Below are 16,372 nucleotides of genomic sequence, written 5' to 3'. Positions count from 1 at the left end.
GCCAGCCAGCCAGCCAGCCAGCCAGCCAGCCAGCCAGCCAGCCAGCCAGCCAGCTTAAGATATGAATGGTTAAAGTCTAGTTTTTATCTTCCCATATTTGAAATTAAAAACAGTACTTGTGGTCAGTACATTGTCAAATTTCTGTTCAAGCATTCAAATAAACTGTCCTCTCTAAGTTTGTATTATCTAGAGGAGGGTAGTGTATGAAGGATTTCTTTCATTCCCCAAAGACAACTCTCGTTATACGTAAACACCAGTCATTTGATCTAAATCAAAATGTTTTATTTTTTTTAGGTACGCTTATTTTTAAAGAGGCTAGTTTTTTTCAAAATAAAGAGCAGTTAATTTCATTTGTTGAGCAAGAGAGAATAACCACTATTTTATTTTTTAGTCCTTATGCGAATGTTATGAACAAACGTGTCTATGACTGGATTAGAGAGTCGAGGTGTAGTTCTTATGTGGTTTGCGAGAAAGGGGCTTTACCTGATTCCATTTATTTAGACGATACAGGTTTTTTAAACGATAGCGATTATTACCGGCCAGAATATTGGAATCGGCCTTTAACCAAGGAACAACGAGAGCAAATTATTACCTATACTAATGAGCTCCTCAAGTCAGGTGTGACGCGAGAGGCCAATCCAGCACGTACGTCTTTATCTCAAGTAAAAAAAGAGTTGGGGGTTGTTGCGAATCGTCGTGTCCTGTTTGTTCCATTTCAGCGTCAAAAAGATGCAGTAATTCGCCACTTTTGTGGCGCAATTAAATCGTATGATTGTTTTTATAATGCAATTCAATCGTTTGCAAAAGCGCGCTCTGATTGGCAAGTAATCTATAAAAATCATCCAAATGAAAAAGAGTTTTTGCATATAGAAAATGGCATTTGTGCAGATAATTATAATGCTTATGACTTAATTGAGCTATGTGATGCTGTTGCCTTAATTAATTCAGGTTTGGGCATTTTTAGTCTCTTATTGGGCAAGCCAACTTATGTGTTTGGAGATGCTTGGTATGCACACAATGCGTTGACCGTTTCTGTTAATCAGAGAAAAACATTAGATGAATGTTTAATAGAGCCATTTGTACCCGAGCGAGAAATGGTATTGCGTTTCTTATACTATTTAAGATTTTCTTTTTATTCCTTTGTTGAGGTTAACGAGTCCTCTCTTTCTGATGGTTCTTCTACATTTAGCGTGTCCATTCGTGAATTAGGGCATGTGCCTATGATTAAGCCCAATTTTTTAGGTAATTATCAAAAGAATAGAAGTGTTGAGGGTACGATTAATGCAGATTAAAAGTACGAGTAAAAAAGTATCAACTTTTAAAAATTTCTTTAAAAAAATTACTAAAATAGCGTTTAAAAGAAAAAATACAACTATATTTCTTGTAGGATTTTCTCCCTGGAAACGTTGTTTTAAGAAGTATTTTTCTGAATGCAATCTTATTTTTATCCCGAAAAACATATCTGAACTAGAGTTTGGCAATAAATATATAAAAAAAATCCTTATTCATAAATTAAAATGTCAAATCTTTATTTGGGGATATAAGTCACCTGCTTTTATTCGCGATTTTATCGCCAAGGAGAATATCCCCACCAAATACGTTGAGGATGGTTTTATCCGTTCAGTTCAACTTGGGTCGAGTAAAACACCTCCTCTATCTTTATGCCTAGATAGTAAAGCCCCTTATTTTGATGCAAGCCGACCATCTGAGCTTGAAGAGTTACTCAATCACTATGATTTTGATAAAAATCCCGATCTAATCCGAGAGGCTAAATTAGGTATACAGCTATTATGTGATTTAGGAATAAGTAAATATAACCATACTTCTCCTGTATCTATTGCTCAATTGTACGGACAAAAGAAAGGGAAGAGGGTTTTAGTGCTAGGGCAAGTTGAGGATGATGCGTCTATAACATATGGATGTAAAAAACGATTAACCAATAATGATCTGGTGAGATTAGCTGTCAACGAAAACCCTGAGGCGCAGGTTATTTATAAACCTCATCCAGATGTCTTAAATGGTAACCGCCCATGCCTATCTAACCCTAATGAAGTAAGTGATATATGTATGGTTCTTACTCAAGATATTCCTTTGGCTAATGCTTTGGAAACAATAGATCATGTTTACACCATTACTTCTCTTTCTGGATTTGAGGCTCTTTTAAGAGGCATTAAGGTGACTACCTTAGGCAGCCCCTTTTATGCAGGTTGGGGATTAACTGATGATAGACAAAAAAATGAGCGAAGAGTCAGGAAGTTAAAATTAGAGCAATTATTTGCCATTGCTTATTTAGTGTATCCCAAATATTTTGATTTTGCGACAGGTCGACAAATTTTATTTTTTAATATAGTGAATATTTTAAGGAAAAATAATCTTGATACATCAAGTCAGCTCTGAGTTTAATTTTATTTAATAAGTTAATAGGTAATACGATGAAGAAAAATATTATAAATCATGTGATGTCGAGTGATCAACATAGCTCAATATTTAGTGATATTTTGTCTTATTTTAAAGACTATTCTAATGATAAATTTATTCATGTTCATTCCATCGGGCCTATTGATCAAGCTGATGCGTATCATTATCACCGTGCTCATCTAGAAAATAATTTACGAGTACCTTCTGTTGTAACTGTTCATCATGATTTGAGCGATTCTGATTCATCACTTTTATTTGAAAATTTTGAAAAAATATATAAAGATGCGAGGAAGATTATTTGTTTAAATACATTACAAAAACAATATCTTGAAAAAAGAGGGTTTAATAATCTCATAGTTATTCCTCATGGTTATAATTCTTGGATATTTTCACAGCCGCAAAAAAAGACATTAAAGAACCAATACTCAATTTTGATAAGTTCAAAACGTTATGGACGACGAGTTAAAGGAGAGGCTTATTTTATTGAGCTATTGCGCTGGTTAGATAATGAATTAATTAAATTTATTATTGTAGGGGAAGATCGTTATATAGATGTTAATTATTTAGAAAAGTTTGGGTTTGAATACATTTTATATGACCGCCTTCCTTATCGAATTTATAAAAACCTCTATGACTCATGTGATTTTTTATTGATGTGTAGTTTTTTTGAAGGGGGACCTGCTAATTTGCCTGAGGCTGTTGCAAGTGCGACTCCAGTTCTATGTAATCCAGTTGGTATGGCTCATGATCTGATTATTAATAATCGTAATGGGTTATGGCTCACTATGGATCCATTGAATGATGCAACGATGATTAATTCTAATTTGGGAAACCCAACTTGTGCAAGTAGCTTATTTGAGAATGCTTATATGGAATCACTAGGAAAACGAGCAATTACATGGGAAGAGTCTTGTATTCGAAATTGTTTTGTTTATGATGAGATTTGTTCATGAATATTTTTTCTCCAGACTCTGTGCATATTAATAACAAGAATTTTGGTTCATTATTTTCTTTTATTCATGGAAAGAAATGGCACTATGATCAGCATACTAGGATTAATCATTTAATTGCTAAATATGGTAATTATAAAGAATGTCCTCCCGAGATTTACAATGATTTTATTGTCCTTAATCAATTTGATAAAGACATGCTTTGGAGTGCGAGGGTTCAAGGAATTAATCTTTTTCAACTGGTTAAATTAGAATTATTGTCTTATTTAGCAAAAGATGATGATTTATCTAGGTTAGGGAAAGTATTGGAATCTCGTGATGTTTTTGAATATGCCTATTTAAATGAGAGAGATGTACTAATTAAAAATCTTGCTGTAGGGGCTTTTTTCATAAAATACTGGAGTAATTTCTTATCAAAATCTAAAAAGTATGATTTTGCTTTCATTTTTTCAGGTTGTTTAACTTACTCAAGAAGTTTAATTGAATTATTAAAGAAAACATCAACGCGGGTTTTTATCCTTGAATCATTTTTTACAGGTAATGAATATTACATCGAAGAGCGTTTTTCTCCATTACCTAATAATTCATTATTAGCAAATTCAAACTATTATAACTCCATAAAAATTGATATGGATAGTTACATTAAGGATAGAGCAAAAGCTATTAATAAATATCTCTTAGCGGACAACCTAAATGTTAAGCAACCAGAGGCTCAGCAAAATTTACCTTTTAAAAAAGGAGAGTATATTTTAATTTTAGGGCAAGTAGTTAATGATTTTTCTCTACTAAATTACAGAAATTCAAGTATATCTTCTTTAGCTATCTATGTTGAGTTTATTGAAAAAATTCTCGATAGTACAGATATTAAGATTATTTTTAAGGCTCATCCTTGGGAAAATAAAAAGGCTAACTTAAATTCTCCTGTTACATCATCTTATATTAAAGGACATTTTTCAGCGTTCTTAGAGGGGCGTTTAGCTGTTATAGAAGATTTTAATCTACAGGAATTGCTTAATGGGGCTTATTGTGTTGTTACTATTAATTCTCAAGCAGGAATAGAGGCTGCATATCATGGGATTAAACCAATAGTATTAGGCAATGCCTTTTATGGGAATAAGGGATTTACACATGATATTAATTGCGAAAATATTGATGAGTGTGTGAGGTTAATTAAAAATAGTAGTGCTATCGATTTTACCCTCACCTTATCCGAGTATGAATTTTTAGAAAAATTCTTGGTTAAATCATTAATGTATTCTCTGGTTTCTAAACATAAATCAGGGCTTTTACAATTAAGACAATTTATCGCCCCTTTTAATAATTCAATATCGTTAGTTAAAGTTCATCATAAGAAAATACCTGCTAATTCTCATGTAAATAACGGGACTGAAAATTTCGAAACACTGCTTAAAAATGCGAAAAATGCTTTGACTCAATCTCATTTAGATGAAGCATTGCATATTTTTGTAAAAGCTGAAAAATTAGCTCCAGATAACATGAATATTAAACGCCAAAAGGCGGAAATCTTTCTCAAGAAAGGTAATCGCAAAGATTGTCTTTTATTACTAAAGGATGTACGCAAGGTGATACCCCATAATAAAAATCTAAGGCGTCGGTATCTGGTTATAAAATATCCGATGCTTAAATTATTTTATGGTAATAGCCCCTTTGTGTTATGAGGTACTTCGCTTGAGTTGTAATAGATCATAAAGGTAAATTGAAATGAGCTTAGATTTAAAAAAAATAATTCAAAAACATGGGGCTGAGGATTTTGGGAAAAAATATTTATTTATTCCTTTTTCAGAATCAGATGAACTAATAGTTCTATTATCTGCACATAATCAAAAAGAGAAATATTTTTTACTAAGAACATTTATTGAACATAAAAAACACAACCTGTTATTTATTACTGATCCGAACAATACTTGGTATTTGGATGGTGACGGTGGTGCTACTTATAATAAGATATTAGAGAAGATTTTTGTTAATTTTAGTAAGAAAAAAATATATGTGTTTGGATCATCAATGGCTGGATATGGTGCCTTACATTTTGCAATCATCAATGATGTCAACTGTTTAGTATGTAATCCACAAGTCGACTTAAATCTGTCAATTGAATTTGGTTGGCCTGAGTTAAATGAAAACATGAGCAAGCTATTGGCGTATGGGGAAAAAGTAAATATTGCTAAGCTATTAGATAGCACTCTATACACGTCTTGTATTTGTGTTATTCATGGACATAAACCTATTGACGTGGCTAATGTTGAGTTGTTGTTGGGTTCCGCTAGTGCAACCAGGAAAATACTGGTCTATACCATAGAAACTGACGATCATTCTATGCCCTTTGGGCGTGATGTTGACAAAGTATATCAAGTAATAGAATTAATGAAAAAATTTGTCAGTTTTAATATTGATTGTAAAGAACAAGCAGAAAAATTAAGTACTATAAGAGAGAACAGAAAGGATTGTATTGTCCACGGTTATGTTGTTCCTCATCGTTTTTTAGCAAGGAGAAGCAAACCGCTCTACAACATGGGCTTTACGTGGTCAATCAGAAGATCCAGGGTTAATATTTTTTTCAGATGTTGGATATTATACCTCAAAAGGGAAAATTTCTGGTGCTTTTTGTATTTTTGATGGGGAGACGTTCAGTTTAATTGCGCATTCAGAGCATATTTAAAATATTATCTCTCTGCCAAAAATACAAGGTAGAAAATCACCAACAAATACACTGATTGATAATCAAACTATTAATGAAGGTTTATGGTGTCGTGTACCTAAGAATGTAATGTTAAGTATGGATAGTGCTGGTTATTTTGAAGCTGTCTATAGCCATACAAAAAATTGTTATATTAATTGGGATTTATCATTTTTACTTTCTTTGGGATTTAAATCTGGAGAATTTATATCTTGCTTAATTGATGTGGAGTTTGAGCATGGTATTTGCCAATTGAGCTTAGGTGGCTTTGGGGAGAAAGGATATTATCAATCAAATAAAACTTTAAAATCATCAGGAAAGCATTGTTTCGCATTTCAAGCTACAAGCTGTATTAAACATAAAGATTCATTGTTTAGTAGATTGTATTTTTATCCTGATTGTTTGAGCAAACGAGTAAAAGTTAATTCATTTAAAGTTATTCATGGTTATTTACCTGATTTACTTTTTTGGGAATAGCTGCACTGAACTTACGGCTAAATATTGAGATTATACGTTTTCGTTTTGATGTCTAGTAAACAAATGGTTAAGGAAATAATATGATTGATGTTAAAAGAGTCTCGGTTGAAGTAATTGATCTCGAGATTCAAGCGCTTAGCGCACTAAAGAACAGTATTAATGAGCAATTCATTAACTGTTACGAGTTAATCTTAAACTGTCCTGGACATGTTGTTGTCACTGGAATAGGCAAATCCGGTCATATCGGAACTAAAATTGCTGCTACCTTGTCCAGTACAGGGACTCCTGCTTTCTTTCTTCACCCAGCGGAAGGCATCCATGGTGATTTAGGGATGCTCACCTCTTCTAATATTGTATTAGCGCTTTCCAAATCAGGAAATACCAAAGAAATTATTGACCTTCTGCCTACGCTAAAACAGCAGGGGATTCCTCTAATCGCGCTTACCTGCAATGCGGATTCTATCCTTGCCAAGCAAGCTGATGCAGTATTGCTCACACCGATTATTCGCGAGGCTTGCCACTTGAATTTGGCACCAACCTCTTCGACCACAGCCGCTTTAGTGATGGGTGATGCTTTAGCCATCGCTTTATCTCAAGCGAAACGCTTTACGGCACAGGATTTCGCTGGTTATCACCCAGGAGGTACTTTAGGCAGGCAACTTACTTTAAGGGTGGCTGATATTTGTCATTCCAGGGCAGAAATTCCTATGGTGTTGGAGAGGACTACTTTAGCGGATACATTGATAGAAATTACCCGAAAAAAAACGGGTGTCGCTTGCGTTATTGATTCAGAGGATAGGTTAGCAGGCTTGCTGACCGATGGCGATATTCGTCGGATTTTAATAAATAATCATGACATTTATACGCTCTTAATTGCAGACGTGATGACACGAAAATGTATTACCATTTCACCGGAACAGTACGTTGTTGACGCATTAAGTTTAATGAAAAAGCATTCTATTACTGCACTTGTAGTTACTTCAAACGACAGGCAAGTTTTAGGCCTACTAACCATTCACGATCTATTGTGTACCGGTATCTTTCTTGAGGAAGAGTATTCGTTTATAGAGCAACAATCCATGCAAAGCCCGACAGAGACTTTTGCAGTTTAAGGGATAAACGTTTATGTTCCAATTAATGAAGAAGCGGATAAAACAACTGGTTCGTTTAAACAAGACGACTTCATTAGTCGTCATTAAGCGAACCGACTGGGTGCAAGGTCCTTTATTGAAGTTAAAGCCCACAAAACAAAATGGGTTATTTTATAGTACCGCAGGACTTTGTACTTTGGTTTCTATACTTTATTTTTGTTTTATTGCATCGGATGTTTATATTTCTGAAACAAAATTTGTTGTTAGAACAGCGGATAAGCACTCATCAGGACCTGTATTTGGCGAAGTGCTGCAACAAATGGGATTTACCGAGTCTCACTCCGATTCCTGGGTAGTACATGACTACATGCTGTCTCATGATGTGATGGGGCAATTAAATGACTTGCTCGATGTACAACGCCTGTATTCTGATGCTCATATTGATTTTTTTAACCGTTTTCCAGGCCTTCGCTTTTGGGATCGTAGTTTGGAAGCATTCCATGCTTATTATCAAGCTCATGTTTTGGTTTCTATTGATCCGCTGTCTTCTATTATTACCCTGAAAGTAAAAGGGTTTAGTCCTGACACTGTATTAACTATTAATAAGAAATTATTGGAGTTGAGCGAAGGGCTAATTAATACCTTAAACGAACGGGCGCAGTCTGATTTGGTCAAAACAGCGCAAAATGAAATTGTTATGGCGACACAATACATTACAGAAGTTTCATCACGTATTTCAAAGTTGAGGCAGAATACTCATTTGTCTGATCCGGAAGGGCAAGCATTACAATTACAGCGATTAGCCGTTGAAAAAGGATTAGCAGATAAGCAATTAGCGATGGCTCTTTCTTCGTTACAGAAAGCCCAAGCTGATGCATTAAAACAACAATTATACATCGTGAAAATTACCAACCCAACCCTTCCTGATGCAGCAGTCGAACCCCATAAAATCCAAGGCATATTTTCAATGATGTTACTGGGACTATTAATTTGGGGTGTTGTTTCTTTATTGGTATCCGGTGTCAAAGAGCACTACTCATGAATGTGATTGATTATTCGTTCATCTCTCTTAGAGAAGCATTGACTATTCAGCTTCGAGTGATTTATGCATTAATGATGCGTGAAATTATTACTCGTTATGGACGAGCTAATTTTGGTTTTTTATGGCTATTTTTTGAGCCTATGCTGTTCACCTTAGGTGTTATTACGTTTAGAGGATTATTTTTTGATAATCAGCATGCCAGTTTCCCTTTAGTGGTTTTTTTGCTTACCGGATATTTATCTTATATTTCATTTCGTAATAGTACGAGTCGTTTGGGTCGGAGTGCTTCCGCAAATAAGGGTTTGTTATATCATCAAAATGTTACTGTATTAGATCTAGTTATTGCTCGATTTTTATTAGAGTTCCTGGGGGCAAGTGGGGCTTTTTTAGTCATAGGGTTGGGATTTATCTATTTTGGTCTGATGACTGCTCCAGCCAATCTTGCTTTATCAGTGATTGCATGGATCTTATTGGCATGGTTTAGTTTATCGTTTGGCATGATAATTGTTTTTTTGATGGAGCGCAGTAGTTTGTTTGAGCGCATCTGGCCTATTGTTATGATTGCTTTACTGCCGTTGTCTGGTGTTTTTTTTATGGTGTCCTGGATGCCGCCTAAGGTGCAATCATTATTGTTATGGTCGCCTTTGGTTAATGCTATTGAGTTCTTGCGAGAAGCATTTTTAGGTCCTGAAATTCATGCCCTGTATTCCGTTGCCTATTTGCTGAAAGTTAATTTAATCTTAATGCTTGTAGGTCTCATGCTGCTAAAAAAAATACCGCATTATTTGGAGAACTCATGATTCGGTTGCATCAAATATCCAAGAGCTATCCTTTACGACGTGGTATGCATACGGTATTGAATAAAGTGTCTATGGAAATAAGGCGCGGTGAAAAAATAGGAATTTTAGGAACCAATGGCGCTGGAAAGTCTACTTTGGTTCGTATTTTAAGTGGTGCATCGATGCCTGATTCCGGACGAATTGAAAAAAAAATGAGTATTTCTTGGCCTATAGCATTTAATGGCGGCTTTCAATCCTCTTTAACCGGGAGAGACAATATTCGATTTCTCTCTCGTGTTTACGATGTTTCTTTTCCGCAAATGATCGCTTTTGTTGAGGACTTTGCTGAACTAGGCTTGTTTTTGCATGAACCGGTAAAAAATTACTCATCAGGGATGCGGGCGCGTCTTGCTTTTGCCGCATCTATGGCCATTAATTTTGATTGTTTTCTCATTGATGAAGTCATTGCAGTAGGCGATGCGCGTTTTCAGAACAAATGCAAACAGGCCTTATTTGTCGAACGTGCGGAACATGGATTGGTATTAGTCTCACACCAAGAGCAACTTGTTCGGCAACATTGTCAAAAGGCTTATGTATTGCACTGTGGCGTATTATACGATTTTCCATCTTTGGATGAGGCTTTTGTCTATTATAAGGGTGTGTGGCAATGAGTTTTAAAAAAATCATTTTTAGTGCAGCAATGAGTTTGAATTTATGCAGTTGTTCGTCATTTATTCCCACTTCTGGGCCAAGTGCTAACGCAGTGTATCAGTCAACTCGCCAAGCTACCCATGTTCGTTTAATTCCTGTCACCTCAAAAGTGGTCCAAGCAATGCATCGTAAGGACAATCGTCAAACATTTTCTCGTCTTTTCGGTCAGAGACCTTTAGCGAGTGCTGGTAGGGTTCATCCTGGAGATTCTTTAGAAATATTTATCTGGGAAGCGTCTCCCCAATTATTATTTGGGTCGAACAGTATTCCAGGAGTGGCTAGCGCTGCAACTACAACCAAAAATACAGCGCTTCCGGAGCAAATAGTGAACGAGCAAGGCACTATTTATGTGCCCTATGCCGGTAAAATCCTAGCATCTGGAAAAACACTGACCCAAATTGAGCAGGCAATTACCGACGCTTTACGTGGAAAGGCAAATTATCCTCAAGTTATTGTTCGTTTGGCAACTAATAGTGTTACGGGGGTCACTGTCGTTGGTGAAGTAAAGCACAGCCAACTCATGCCATTGACGCCGAAAAAAGAGCGAATTTTAGATGCGATTGCTCTTGCTGGTGGTGTTAAAGCTCCGGTGAATAAAGTTACGGTACAAATAACACGAGGAGAGCAAACACACAGTATGGCGCTTGATCGCATCATCAAAGAGCCTCAACAGAATATTCCGTTACAATCAGGGGATGTTATTATTGCATTTTACCAATCATTAAGTTTTACTGTATTGGGGGCTGCTGGTAAAAACCAGGAAATTAATTTTGAAACCCAAGGAATTACTTTAGCTCAAGCATTAGGACGTATGGACGGACTTAAAGACAGTACAGCAAATCCAGAAGCCTTATTTATTTTTCGCTTTGAAGAACCTAGTGCATTAGAAAAAAATACCGTGCTAAAACAAAAAATTCCAATTATTTATCAAGTGAATATGGCAGAACCAGCAAGCTTTTTCTTAGCTCAAAACTTTTTGATACAGGATAAGGACGTTATTTATGTCGCTAATGCCCCAGGTACTGAATTGGCTAAATTTTTACGGATAGTAGGTGGCATTCTTGGCCCAGCGGTGGCTGCTAGTGTGGTGTATAATGCAGTGTGATAAGCTGGGTTTGAATACAGCGGTGTTTGGTGCTTTTTCAAAGGGAATTTTATCGCTGCCTTTTTTGTCTGAATTGCTTGGTACACCAGTGGTTTCTTGTAGAGGGTTTAGAGGACAAACGGACTGTTCTGTGATTCTGGGATGGGGGCATAAGCCCAATACGCGTAAGGCCAGGCAATATGCGCAAAGAAAAGATAAGCCTTATTGGCGATTAGAAGATGGTTTTTTACGATCTTACGGGCCAGGAAAAAAATTTCCGCCTTTGTCTTTAGTGCTGGATAAAACAGGTATTTATTACGATAGTACCTGTTCTAATGATTTAGAGTATTTATTGCAACATGCAACTGAGGCTTTAGTCAGTGTGCAGTCTGAGAAAGCTCGAGAGCTCATCATTACTCATCAGTTGAGTAAATACAATCATGCACCACTCCTTCGCCCTGGTATCTTACGTGCCAATGACAGTAAAAGGGTATTGGTTGTTGATCAAACCCGAGGTGATCTGAGTGTGTTTTTAGGCAATGCAAATGCAGATACTTTTGCCCAAATGCTCATTGCTGCTCGTCAAGAAAATCCAGAGGCTACTATTTATGTTAAGGTGCATCCAGAAACTAGTTTAAATTATAAGCGAGGATATCTGGATCATGTTATGGATGATGCACAAACAGTGGTCTTGCGCGAAGCAATAAATCCACTTAGTTTAGTGGAACATATGGATAAGGTCTATGTGGTCACCTCACAATTGGGTTTCGAAGCCCTGTTGCTGGAAAAACCAGTGGCTGTATTTGGGCTTCCCTGGTATGCGTGTTGGGGAGTAACTGATGATCGCCAATACTGTCCTCGTAGGACAAAAAGTCGAAATACCGCAGAACTTTTTGCTGCTGCTTTTCTCCACTATACCGTCTATCTTAATCCTTACACGCATACTCAAGGTACAATTTTTGATGTAATTGATTGGTTAATTCAACAGCGTAAAATAGTAAACCGCCACCTTCTTGATAAGCCGAACATTTTTTTAGCACAACGAGTTAGTGCGTGGAAGCGAACAAACATTCAGGCTTTTTTGTCTTTACAGCAGACACGGCTTTGTCTGGCAAGAGGAAGCAACTTTAATAAGCTTAATAATAGGCTTGTTTATTGGGGTAGTCATTCAGTTATAGAGCGTCCTTCGCAACATTTAACTTTGGAAGATGGTATTATACGTTCTGTAGGTTTAGGGGCAAAACGAGTTCGCCCTCTTTCTTTGGTTGCTGATCAGACAGGAATTTATTTTGATCCTCGATATCCCTCTGATTTAGAAAATATTTTAAATTATCAAGTTTTTGATGAAGTCTTGCTAGATCAGGCTCGAAGGATCCGTCGTTTTATAGTGCAGCACTGTTTGACCAAATACAATGTTGAGCCATTAGATGCCGTCAATTGGTGCACGAATAAGCCACTGACTATTCTAATTCCAGGACAAGTTGATAATGATGCCTCTGTTCGTCTAGGGGCAGTACAGGTTACTAATAATTTTAAACTTATCCAGACGGTGCGCACCTTATATCCTAATGCTTATATTGTTTATAAGCCCCACCCAGATGTTAGCAGCGGTTATCGTAAGGGACATCTGAAGCATGCTGCGATAATGGATTATGTAGATTATGTTGAAACTTATGCTTCAATTATTAGTTGCATAGATGCCGCTGATGCCATACATACAATGACTTCTTTGTCTGGTTTTGATGCGTTATTGCGAGGTAAGCAAGTAGTAACTTATGGCGAGCCTTTTTACGCGGGTTGGGGATTAACCGAAGATAAGATCAGTGAGGGAAAGTCTTTTGAGCGTCGGAGAAGACGATTATCAATCGACGAATTGGTTGCCGGTGTACTGCTTTGTTATCCACTATATTATGATTGGACTTTGAATGGTTATACATCTTGTGAGGCTGTACTTCGTCAAATTACAGGACTGATTAATGCGAACAACTCTTTGGGAGTCTTATGCTAATAAACTATTTAAGACAAGCAGTTGATGATAGTGAAATATTATGGCTTGGCCGAAATATTTTTTTGTTAGGGATGTTCATTTCAAATACGACAGCCTCGTCATTAAACTTTTTTCTGGGAACAGCACCAGATAATGGGATTCAAATAGGATCTTCTTTTCATCATGTAGTATATAGTCAGAACTATCCTTCAATTATGTGGAAACCTAATCTTGGCGCTACTTATCATTCTTTAAATATTACCTACTTTAAAAGTTGCGATAATGATGATGCGATGGGGATAGGGATACAACGTAATCTCATAAATAAAGTGTCAGAAAAAAGCCAATTATCCATTGGCTATCGTTTGGGAATGACTTATGGGGCTTGGTGCATCAACAGAAGATCTTATGTTAATACTGCTTCAGATCCACACTGCAAGGATCACTTTCCGATTTTACCTGCTGTTGAATTATATGTGGATTATAGTTATAGAGGTTTAGGCATTGAGGCAGCCGTACTTGGACCTGTTGTTGCTCTTAGTCTTATTAAGGTTTGGGGTAAGTAGCGCACGTTATTTTGTATTCGACTAAATTATAGTCGTAGAGTAGCAGCCATCTAGACTTAACGGACTAATGAAGACTCAGATTCCATGCAATACAATTCCATTTATTAGAGGAATACTCTTTATTTTCAAAAACACATAATGCACCAGTTGCAATTTTAATTCTGTATTGTGAGCTGAATTTAGCAAAATCACCAGTCAAGTAAGGTGAAAAACGAGCAATGCCATTGCTTGTGATGACTAAACATTTTTTTTCCTGTATACTCTTTCCGAAGATTAGTAGAAAAGTCGATCCAATTTTTAATAAGAGTGGCGGGGTTGACGTTCCATCCTGTGGGTACTATAGCATTTGATTCCCATGAGACAATAGCTTCTTTTCCAATTCGGGTGATTACCTGTTCTTCTGGTTGATTTTCATCAGGTCCGTAATCGATTTCGTTGAAGATAGATAATGTTTTAATGGGTAATTGAGTTCCCATTGTGCTTTGTGCTTGTTTTGCAGTTTGGATGGTACGTTTTAATTTCGATGTAAAAATTACATCAGGAATAAGATTATTATATTTAAGGTAGCTTCCAAGTAAACGTCCTTGATGTAAGCCGCTATCAGTTAATGGCAAATCAGTAGTTCCTATTCTTCTAACCACATCACCTGGTTCAAATGTATTCCCATGGCGCGCAACAAATAATAGCGTAGTCATATTATATCATCTCTTCTCGGGGGTTTAAAAACATGGAATTGAATCACCATATTGGGTGAGTAGTGCCTCAGCCCGAGCGACATCCTGTAGGCTATCAATACCAGACATATTTGCTCTATTTTTATAGTCGACAGGAATGCAGCGAATTGTGTAGCCATTTTCAAGTATACGTAATTGCTCTAGCCCTTCTAAATGTTCCAATTTGCTCTCAGGTAAAGTAATATATCTCTCCAACATACCATACAGGCCAATATGACGAAATACCGGGCTTTTATCGCTTTTTTGGCGTAATTCTTCTTCTTTTCGCATGGCTGGTATGATGTTTTTGCTAAACCAAAAAGCATTTCCTGTTTGGTCATTGAAAACGACAGTGGTTCCACTAAAAGGGGTTGTATACTTATTTTGGCGCAACTCATCGAGTTGTTTCCATGTTAATTGAGTTACTGGTGTGAGCACGTCGCAGGGAGAGGCAGCAAAAGCATCGATCATTGTTCGTAAGAAATTTGGAAGTGTTAGTGGTGCATCACCTTGCATATTTATAATAAAATCTGGCTTATCTGTCATTTGACGAATTACTTCGGCTACTCGTTCAGTCCCACTGGTTGATTCTTGGGAAGTTATTACTGATGCGACATTGATTTCATTACAATGCTGAGCAATTAGCTCATCATCCGTTGCAACAACCACAGAAACGTTTTTTAGTCCTTTAGCCGCTGCAAGTGATAAGTGAACAACTCTCTGTAGCATAGTTTGTCCGTGAACCATGATCAAGGGTTTTCCGGGTAAGCGAGTTGATGCATAGCGCGCTGGAATAACAATGGTAGTTTGCATGGAACTCCTTAATAACTAATAGTATAAGATAGTGTTCTATATGTTGTTTTATCTCTTCATTGAAATTACCAGCATACATGTAACTAATTCAATTTAATGAGATACTTGTTTTCCTTGGGATGCTGTATTGTTTGTTTGCGTCAGTTGTATTTATTGTATAGTACCTATTAAAGTAACGCAGTTTATCCCTCGATGTGAATACTATTTTTATAAACAGCATCAATAGTCTTAAGCGAATGTAATAATGGTTCCATTTTTCCTAGAGGCCAGCTGTTAGGGCCATCACTTAAAGCATTTTCAGAATCTGGATGTGTTTCCATAAATATACCTGAAATACCTACAGCAACGGCAGCACGTGCCAAAATAGGAACAAATTCTCTTTGCCCTCCAGAAACCCCATTATTATTTCCAGGTAACTGAACTGAGTGTGTGGCATCATATACTACAGGGCATTCTGTATCGCGCATAATAGCCAATGATCGCATATCGGAAACTAAATTATTATACCCAAAACTGCTCCCTCGCGCACAAGCCATAATATGTTGATTGCCTTGAGCTTTTGCTTTTTCAATTACATGCTTCATTTCCCAAGGAGCCAGAAATTGGCCTTTTTTAATATTCACAGGCTTATTCATAGCCGCTACTTTTTGAATAAAATTAGTCTGTCTACATAAAAAAGCAGGAGTCTGCAGTACATCAACAATACTCGCTACTTCCGATAAAGGAGTATCTTCATGAACATCTGTTAGGATTGGTACACTTATTTGTGTTTTTACCTTTTCTAAAATACGTAGGCCTTGTTCAAAACCAAGGCCTTTATAGCTAGATAGGGCCGAGCGGTTTGCCTTATCGAAAGAAGACTTGTAGATAAAAGGTATCTCTAGCTTAGTACAAATCTCTTTTAAATATCCGGCTGTTTCAATTGCTAAATCTTCACTTTCAATGACACATGGTCCTGCAATTAAAAATAAAGGTTTATCCCTGAACGATCCCATCAAATTTTTGCACAATCATAATTTTCCCAGTCTAAGACATAATTACTG

Annotated in this window: 17 protein-coding genes; 14 read left to right on the top strand and 3 right to left on the bottom strand. The window is 36.6% G+C overall.

Features of this window, described 5'->3' with window-relative positions; genetic code table 11:
• The 14 genes from QM652_RS11435 to QM652_RS11370 form a co-directional block, all read left to right on the top strand.
• A partial coding sequence (locus QM652_RS11435; RefSeq protein WP_415075892.1) for a hypothetical protein occupies positions 1 to 207 on the top strand: 207 nt, incomplete at its 5' end.
• Positions 204 to 1,292: a hypothetical protein gene (locus QM652_RS11430; protein WP_415075890.1), complete on the top strand. Its 1,089-nt coding sequence runs from the start codon at positions 204 to 206 to the stop codon at positions 1,290 to 1,292. The genes QM652_RS11435 and QM652_RS11430, both read left to right, overlap by 4 nt.
• Positions 1,282 to 2,397 carry a hypothetical protein gene (locus tag QM652_RS11425; RefSeq protein ID WP_415075888.1) on the top strand — a complete coding sequence of 372 codons (1,116 nt, stop codon included), beginning with the start codon at positions 1,282 to 1,284 and terminating at the stop codon, positions 2,395 to 2,397. Before QM652_RS11430 ends, QM652_RS11425 begins: the two co-directional genes overlap by 11 nt.
• 35 nt (positions 2,398 to 2,432) lie before the next feature.
• Positions 2,433 to 3,371 carry a glycosyltransferase gene (locus QM652_RS11420; RefSeq protein ID WP_415075886.1) on the top strand — a complete coding sequence of 313 codons (939 nt, stop codon included), beginning with the start codon at positions 2,433 to 2,435 and terminating at the stop codon, positions 3,369 to 3,371.
• Complete coding sequence (locus QM652_RS11415; RefSeq protein WP_415075884.1) at positions 3,368 to 5,047, top strand: hypothetical protein; 1,680 nt, start codon at positions 3,368 to 3,370, stop codon at positions 5,045 to 5,047. The genes QM652_RS11420 and QM652_RS11415 overlap by 4 nt, the downstream gene beginning before the upstream one ends.
• Before the next feature lie 43 nt (positions 5,048 to 5,090).
• Positions 5,091 to 6,005 carry a hypothetical protein gene (locus tag QM652_RS11410; protein WP_415075882.1) on the top strand — a complete coding sequence of 305 codons (915 nt, stop codon included), beginning with the start codon at positions 5,091 to 5,093 and terminating at the stop codon, positions 6,003 to 6,005.
• A 151-nt stretch (positions 6,006 to 6,156) separates the two neighbouring features.
• Positions 6,157 to 6,543, top strand: a complete 387-nt coding sequence (locus QM652_RS11405) for a hypothetical protein (protein ID WP_415075880.1) — start codon at positions 6,157 to 6,159, stop codon at positions 6,541 to 6,543.
• A gap of 83 nt (positions 6,544 to 6,626) precedes the next feature.
• Complete coding sequence (locus tag QM652_RS11400; protein WP_415075894.1) at positions 6,627 to 7,655, top strand: KpsF/GutQ family sugar-phosphate isomerase; 1,029 nt, start codon at positions 6,627 to 6,629, stop codon at positions 7,653 to 7,655.
• 13 nt (positions 7,656 to 7,668) lie between these two features.
• The gene (locus tag QM652_RS11395) at positions 7,669 to 8,676 is read left to right on the top strand and encodes a hypothetical protein (protein WP_415075878.1); all 1,008 of its coding nucleotides are present in this window, start codon (positions 7,669 to 7,671) and stop codon (positions 8,674 to 8,676) included.
• Complete coding sequence (locus tag QM652_RS11390) at positions 8,673 to 9,476, top strand: ABC transporter permease (RefSeq protein WP_415075876.1); 804 nt, start codon at positions 8,673 to 8,675, stop codon at positions 9,474 to 9,476. The genes QM652_RS11395 and QM652_RS11390 overlap by 4 nt, the downstream gene beginning before the upstream one ends.
• Positions 9,473 to 10,126, top strand: a complete 654-nt coding sequence (locus QM652_RS11385) for an ABC transporter ATP-binding protein (RefSeq protein WP_415075874.1) — start codon at positions 9,473 to 9,475, stop codon at positions 10,124 to 10,126. Before QM652_RS11390 ends, QM652_RS11385 begins: the two co-directional genes overlap by 4 nt.
• Positions 10,123 to 11,271 carry a polysaccharide biosynthesis/export family protein gene (locus QM652_RS11380; protein WP_415075872.1) on the top strand — a complete coding sequence of 383 codons (1,149 nt, stop codon included), beginning with the start codon at positions 10,123 to 10,125 and terminating at the stop codon, positions 11,269 to 11,271. The genes QM652_RS11385 and QM652_RS11380 overlap by 4 nt, the downstream gene beginning before the upstream one ends.
• Positions 11,261 to 13,258, top strand: a complete 1,998-nt coding sequence (locus tag QM652_RS11375; RefSeq protein ID WP_415075870.1) for a capsular polysaccharide biosynthesis protein — start codon at positions 11,261 to 11,263, stop codon at positions 13,256 to 13,258. The genes QM652_RS11380 and QM652_RS11375 overlap by 11 nt, the downstream gene beginning before the upstream one ends.
• Entirely contained in the window at positions 13,252 to 13,803 is a 552-nt protein-coding gene (locus QM652_RS11370; protein ID WP_415075868.1) for a hypothetical protein, read from the top strand. Before QM652_RS11375 ends, QM652_RS11370 begins: the two co-directional genes overlap by 7 nt.
• A 188-nt stretch (positions 13,804 to 13,991) precedes the next feature.
• Here QM652_RS11370 and QM652_RS11365 read toward each other — a convergent pair whose 3' ends face one another.
• The 3 genes from QM652_RS11365 to kdsA form a co-directional block, all read right to left on the bottom strand.
• Complete coding sequence (locus QM652_RS11365) at positions 13,992 to 14,498, bottom strand: histidine phosphatase family protein (RefSeq protein ID WP_415075866.1); 507 nt, start codon at positions 14,496 to 14,498, stop codon at positions 13,992 to 13,994.
• Between the two features lie 24 nt (positions 14,499 to 14,522).
• Positions 14,523 to 15,329 (bottom strand): 3-deoxy-manno-octulosonate cytidylyltransferase, encoded by an 807-nt coding sequence (locus QM652_RS11360; protein WP_415075864.1) that lies wholly within the window; start codon positions 15,327 to 15,329, stop codon positions 14,523 to 14,525.
• Positions 15,330 to 15,511: 182 nt separating this feature from the next.
• Positions 15,512 to 16,324, bottom strand: a complete 813-nt coding sequence (gene kdsA, locus QM652_RS11355) for a 3-deoxy-8-phosphooctulonate synthase (RefSeq protein WP_415075862.1) — start codon at positions 16,322 to 16,324, stop codon at positions 15,512 to 15,514.
• Positions 16,325 to 16,372 lie beyond the last annotated feature (48 nt).

It is taken from the genome of Legionella sp. (assembly GCF_047605385.1).
GTDB lineage: Bacteria > Pseudomonadota > Gammaproteobacteria > Legionellales > Legionellaceae > Legionella.
This window is presented reverse-complemented; position numbering and strand designations above follow the sequence as displayed.